Annotated in this window: 6 protein-coding genes; 1 reads left to right on the forward strand and 5 read right to left on the reverse strand. The window is 75.3% G+C overall.

All coding sequences use genetic code 11. The features are described from left to right. Positions 1 to 148 precede the first annotated feature (148 nt). The 3 genes from DEF28_RS25580 to DEF28_RS25590 all read right to left on the reverse strand — a co-directional run bounded on the left by DEF28_RS25580 (position 149) and on the right by DEF28_RS25590 (position 2,099). Positions 149 to 988 (reverse strand): alpha/beta fold hydrolase, encoded by an 840-nt coding sequence (locus tag DEF28_RS25580; RefSeq protein WP_114400778.1) that lies wholly within the window; start codon positions 986 to 988, stop codon positions 149 to 151. Beyond that, positions 985 to 1,416, reverse strand: coding sequence for a helix-turn-helix domain-containing protein (locus DEF28_RS25585; protein WP_114400779.1), 432 nt, complete (start codon positions 1,414 to 1,416; stop codon positions 985 to 987). Before DEF28_RS25585 ends, DEF28_RS25580 begins: the two co-directional genes overlap by 4 nt. A gap of 266 nt (positions 1,417 to 1,682) precedes the next feature. Beyond that, the gene (locus DEF28_RS25590) at positions 1,683 to 2,099 is read right to left on the reverse strand and encodes a MerR family transcriptional regulator (RefSeq protein ID WP_233515541.1); all 417 of its coding nucleotides are present in this window, start codon (positions 2,097 to 2,099) and stop codon (positions 1,683 to 1,685) included. A gap of 314 nt (positions 2,100 to 2,413) precedes the next feature. Between DEF28_RS25590 and DEF28_RS25595 the strand changes: the two genes are divergently transcribed. Further along, positions 2,414 to 3,370 (forward strand): glucosyl-3-phosphoglycerate synthase, encoded by a 957-nt coding sequence (locus DEF28_RS25595; RefSeq protein ID WP_114400780.1) that lies wholly within the window; start codon positions 2,414 to 2,416, stop codon positions 3,368 to 3,370. A gap of 13 nt (positions 3,371 to 3,383) precedes the next feature. Here DEF28_RS25595 and DEF28_RS25600 read toward each other — a convergent pair whose 3' ends face one another. Together DEF28_RS25600 and DEF28_RS25605 are read right to left on the reverse strand one after the other, a co-directional pair. Continuing rightward, complete coding sequence (locus tag DEF28_RS25600; protein WP_114433605.1) at positions 3,384 to 4,190, reverse strand: SDR family NAD(P)-dependent oxidoreductase; 807 nt, start codon at positions 4,188 to 4,190, stop codon at positions 3,384 to 3,386. 66 nt (positions 4,191 to 4,256) lie between these two features. After that, the gene (locus DEF28_RS25605; RefSeq protein ID WP_114433607.1) at positions 4,257 to 4,436 is read right to left on the reverse strand and encodes a hypothetical protein; all 180 of its coding nucleotides are present in this window, start codon (positions 4,434 to 4,436) and stop codon (positions 4,257 to 4,259) included. Positions 4,437 to 4,572: the final 136 nt, after the last annotated feature.

Consider the following 4,572-nt stretch of genomic DNA (forward strand, 5'->3'; position numbering starts at 1 on the left):
GGCGGTGACGGCCACCGCCGTCCTCGGGCTGTTCCTGTCCGACCCGACCGCGCTGATGGCGTCGTGGTGAGGGTCGGATGGGGGGCCCGCGTGCCGGTGGTGGGGCGCGGACGGGCGTGGCGGCCGCGTGTGCCGGTGCCGGCCCGGCTCAGCCGCGCAGGAATGCCGAGACGGCCGCGGTCTGCCCGAGGATGGCGTGCCCGGTGTCGGGCAGCACGGTGACGGTGGCGTGCGGGACGCACTGCCGCACGCGTCGGGCGGTCTCGTGGGAGTCGAACATGGCGTCGCGGGCGCCGACGAGCACGAGAACGGGGGCGGTGAGGCGGCGCAGCGTGTCGTCGGGGAAGATCGGCAGCCGCTCCGTGCGCGGTTTGAAGTGGGTGAAGGTGAGCGCCACGCTGTCGAGGGCGTCCCGGTGCCGCGGTGCGTCCAGGCCGGCGACGGCGCTCACGGAGCGGCGTGTCCCCCAGTGGCCGAACGGGCGCAGGAGGACGACCTTGACCAGCCAGCCGGTCTTCTGCCGGCCCAGGCCGCCGGGGCACAGCAGGGCCAGGCGCGTCACCCGGTCGGGGCGGTGCGCGGTGTAGTGCAGCGCGAGCCAGCCGCCGAGGGAGGCTCCGACGAGCGCGGCGCTGGTGAGGCCGAGCCCGTCGAGCACGTCGTCCAGCCACAGCACGAGGGCGTCGGAGTCCAGGGGCGGGCGGGACGGCGCGCTCAGGCCGGGTTCGCCGACGAGGTCGACGGCGTAGGTGCGGAAGTGCCGCGACCAGTCGGCGACGTCGTCGCGCCACATCGCGGTGTTGGTGCCCGAACCGTGCAGCAGCACGGCGGGCGGCGCGTCGCGGGGTCCGGAGGCGACGACGAACGTCTCGCCTTCGCGGGTGGGGAGGCGCAGGTGCTCGGCGGGGACGGGCCAGGCGTCGAGGGCCTCGCGGTAGCGGCGGCGGATCTGGCGTGCGCCGTCCTCGGACGTGTAGATCGTGCTCATGGCGTGAGGAGTCCTTCTATGTGTTCGAGTAGGCGGGCGGTGTCGCCCAGGCCGCCCAGGACGATGACCTTCATGCGGGCCCGCTCCCTGTCGTAGGCCGTCTCGATCCGCAGCGGCTGGTCGTCCGAGCTGCGGTTGGCGCCCACGCTCATGAGCAGGGTGGCCAGGCGGTGGGCTGTCTCGGGGCTGGCCGCGTCGATCTCCACGATGCTCGACACCTCGGTGTGGCGCTGCCGCCCGGCGGGGTGGTCGGCGGGCGCGGAGACCGGGCGGCCGGTGAACGCCTCCAGGTCCTCGTGCGCGATCCGGTACTGCTTGCCGATGCGGACCGCGTTGAGGCGGCCGTCCCGCACGTAGTTGCGGACGGTGCGTACGTGCAGGCCGAGGTGTTCGGCGACCTGTTCCACCGAGTACAGACGATCACTCACGAAAAATACCTTAACCTTCCCTTGGGTGGGTGGCAACTGTGTTGTTTACGGGAAAAGACGGTATGGCGGCGCCGGAGTCTCCGGCCGGGCGCGGCGCTTGGGGTGCCGGCCGTCCCCGGGTGCTCGGACGGGCGGGTGCACGGGGCGCGGAGCGGCGGGGGTGACCGCGCGCACCGCGACTGGGCACCGACGCGGTGAATGGCGGGGCAGCGCGACGCAGCACGTCCGGCGGGCGGGGGCGGAGGCGCGCCGGGGTCGCCGCCCGGTCAGGAGGGGCGTCGAGCGCCTCCCCGCCGACCGCCGTCCCGGTCAGCCCCGTCCTCGCCGGCCGGCGGGTCGGCGGAGCTCAGGGCGGCGGCGAGCCGGTCGCGGACCTCGGTCTGGGCGGCGATCCGGGCGTCGAGGGCGGCCAGGCGGGCGCGGGCGACGGCGAGCTTGTCCGGGGCCGGCGGGGCGGCCGCGACGTCGCCGTCGAGGCAGGGCAGGAAGTGCCGGACGTCGTCGAGGGTGAGGCCCGCGCGGACGAGGAACCGGATGCTGCGGACCCGGTTGAGGGCGCGCGGCGGGTAGCGGCGGTAGCCGTTGGGCGCCCGTTCCGATTCGAGCAGGCCGGCCTGCTCGTAGTGCCGGACGGCGCGGGGTGTGGTGCCGGCCGCGGCGGCCAGTTCGCCGATGCGCATCATGTCCCCATCCTGGCCGGTCGGGGGGCGTGCTCCGGCGAGGGGGCGCCCGGTGCCGCGACGCCGGCTGGTGCGGGGCGGCCGCGTGGTGGGGCGCGCGGGGAAGCGGGTGCTGACCGCTCGGGGCGCGGGCGCCCGGGGGTCGGACGGCCGTGCGGGCGCGCCGCCGAGTCCCGTTCCGGGGCCGGAACCTGGGATGTCGTCATAGAACCGACAAAGTCCGGCGACACCCCGGAAAAGATCACCGGCTATATCCGTTGTTAGGACGTGATCGCACATCGGGGCGACGTCCTGTCCAGAACCCACGGGGAGGGCACGTGCTAGCAGAGGTACGGACCTGGCTGGACCAGCGGACCAGCCGCGCGGAGGACTGGGACATCGGCACCCTGCTGCGGGCCAAGCGCGGCCAGCGGGTGAGCGTCGTCCTGCCGGCGCGCAACGAGAGCGCCACGGTGGGCGCGATCGTGGCCGCCATCCGCACGGCCCTGCGCGAGGCGGTCCCGCTGGTGGACGAGATCATCGTGATCGACTCGCGCAGTACCGACGACACCGCCCGGGTGGCGGCCGAGGCGGGCGCCGCGGTCTTCCACCAGGACCAGGTGCGCGCGGACCTGCCCCTGGGCAGCGGCAAGGGCGAGGCGCTGTGGAAGTCGCTGTTCGTGGCGACCGGCGACATCATCGTCTTCGTTGACGCGGACCTGATCGGGTTCAGCCCGAGCTACGTGACGGGGCTGCTCGGCCCGCTGCTCACCGACCCGGCGGTCGCCTACGTCAAGGCGTGCTACGACCGCCCGCTCACGGGATCGGAGGGGCCGGCCCTCGACGGCGGCCGGGTGACCGAACTCGTCGCCCGGCCGCTGCTCAACCAGTACTGGCCGCGGCTGGCCGGCTTCGTCCAGCCGCTGTCCGGCGAGTACGCCGGGCGCGGCGACGTGCTGCGCCAGGTGCCGTTCATGTCGCACTACGGGGTGGAACTTGCGCTGCTGATCGACCTGCTGGAGCAGGTCGGCCTGGACGCGCTCGCCCAGGTCGACCTCGGGCTGCGGGAGCACACCCACCAGTCCACCGCCGACCTGGGGGTGATGGCCGCCCAGATCCAGCACACCGCGCGGATCCGCCTGGCGCGCTCCGGGCGGCTCGCCGGCGACGGGGCGGCCAGCACCGAGCTGGTCCAGTACACGCGCGGCGCTACCGGCCGCTACCGGCCGCTACCGCGCGACACCGCGATCAGTGAGCGTCCCCCGGCGGCGTCCCTGCAGCCCCAGCTGGTCTGAGCCGCGGGCGGCGTCAGGTCACGAGCGCGCCGCCGTCCACCGGGAGCACGACACCTGTGACGAACGACGCGCCCGGCGACACCAGCTGCAGGATCGCCCACGCGACCTCCTCCGGACGGCCGAGCCGGCCCGCGGGCGTGTGGGCGAGCTGCCACGCGCGGGTCTGGGCGCGCTGCTCCTCGGTGCGGCCGGCGTGCTCGGCGATGGGGGTGGCGATCGCGCCGGGCGCGACCGCGACGACGCGGATCCCGCGCGGCGCGAGCTGCACCGCCCAGCCGCGGGTGACCGTCTCCAGGGCCGCCTTGGCAGCGGCGTAGGAGACGTCACCGGGCCAGCCGCGCTGGCCGACGGCGGTGGTCACGTTCACGATCACGCCGCCGGCGCGGTCCAGCTCGGGCAGTGCCGCCTGGGTGAGCAGCATCGGCGCCACCAGGTGCAGGTCGAGTTGGCGCATGACGGCGTCGCGGGTGTGCCCGCCGAGGGCGTCGTAGGCGGGGGCGCCGGCGTTGTTGACGAGGGCGTCGATGCGGCCGAAGGCATCGGCGGCGGCGCCGGTGATCCGCTCCGCGGCGTCGGGAGCGGTGACGTCGGCGGCGAACGGCCGGATGCCCGGGCGGCCCCCGGCGGTCTCCGCGAGGGGCGCGGTGCGGCGGCCGACGGCGAGGACGCGTGCGCCGGCGTCGGCGCAGGCGTGGGCGGTGGCCCGGCCGATGCCGCTGCCCGCGCCGGTGACGACGACGGCTCTGCCGCGCAGCGGGCGGTCGGGGTGCTCGGTGGGGCCGGGGTGCGCGGGGAGCCCCGCGGTGGTGTGTGCGGTCATGGGGCCAGCCTGCGGGGTTGACGCTGGCGTCAATGTCAAGCCGGGGACGTCGGGCGGCCGGGGGCGCTAGGCAGTGTTTTTTGAGCGGGTGAGATCGCGTAGCCGGATGCGGATGGAGGGGACGTGCACGGTTCCGTCGTCGACCGCGGCCCGCGTGCCGTACCCGGTCGCTGCCGCCCGGATCTGTTTCCGCAGGTTGATGGAGCGTTCGCCGGTGGTGCGGTCCCGGTAGGCGGCCCGCTCCACGGCCGGGCGCCTCCCCCCCCCGCGACCCGCGCCTGCGGCGGTTCCCGCCCTGGAGACCAGGTGGGATCACGCCGAGGTGTTCGCCGGTGGCGGCGTCGATACGCAGCCGCTCGGCGATGCGGCTCCAGGCGCCGTC

Origin of the sequence: Marinitenerispora sediminis (assembly GCF_003336425.1) — a bacterium.
Classification (GTDB): domain Bacteria; phylum Actinomycetota; class Actinomycetes; order Streptosporangiales; family Streptosporangiaceae; genus Marinitenerispora; species Marinitenerispora sediminis.